Raw genomic sequence first — 880 nt, 5'->3', positions numbered from 1 at the left:
GTTTGATAGTTCTATTTCAATATAACTATATAGCATATTTGAAACGATTATGTGTCCATAAATAAAATTCAGGACTTATTTTTATCATTTCTTCTAACATACCGAAGTATATTGATGTAAGTTCAAAATCCGGTAATGACTTTGGATTATCATGCATTCGGACAAATTCCGCTTCATAATAACCTCTTTTTACACGCTTCATTTTAAGGAACCAAGCTTCAAAGTCATAATGTTTGGTTATCTTCTCTGTTCCTGTCAACACAGGTACATTATGATTTAAAAATGGAATAAAATATCGCGAATCTTTTTTTCTTGGCGACTGATCAGCAATAAAGCCAATAATGGAAACTTTCTTCTCGCTTGCCAATTCATTTATATATCTTGCGGTTTTATACATCTCAATACTGACTGCACCCATACGGCCACGATTATTAAGTATGAGCTTATTCATATTATCATTATGAAGCTTATGATATATCTGAGCACCTATAACCCCTTCTTCAAGATACAACGGAATAGACGATACCCATTCCCAATTTCCATAATGTCCTAAATAAAGTGATATAGACTTACCTTTTCTAAGTACAGCGTTTAAATCGTCACAGTTTATGAATTTCATGCGCCTACTCATTTCTTGCCTTGAAATTGTAGCCATTTTACAACTTTCCAGAATATTATCTGTAAAGAAACGATAAAAATTCTTTTCCACTAACTCTATTTCACGTTTACTATTATCAGGAAAAGACTCTACAATATTTTTTCGTACAATAGCTCGTCTATATCTAATTACATAATATACAACATAAAATAATCAATTAGATATTATATATAATACTCTGAAAGGGATATAAGACAAAAGTCTAACTAAAAATGACAACAG

Annotated in this window: 1 protein-coding gene; it reads right to left on the bottom strand. The window is 30.9% G+C overall.

The features are described 5' to 3' along the window. Positions 1-25: 25 nt before the first annotated feature. Positions 26-787 (bottom strand): lysophospholipid acyltransferase family protein, encoded by a 762-nt coding sequence (locus I6E24_RS16465; protein ID WP_317218746.1) that lies wholly within the window; start codon positions 785-787, stop codon positions 26-28. Positions 788-880: the final 93 nt, after the last annotated feature.

This window comes from Bacteroides caecigallinarum (genome assembly GCF_021530995.1).
Classification (GTDB): Bacteria; Bacteroidota; Bacteroidia; order Bacteroidales; family Bacteroidaceae; genus Phocaeicola; species Phocaeicola faecigallinarum.
The sequence above is the reverse complement of the archived record's forward strand: the minus strand, read 5'-3'. Positions and strand labels throughout refer to the sequence as shown.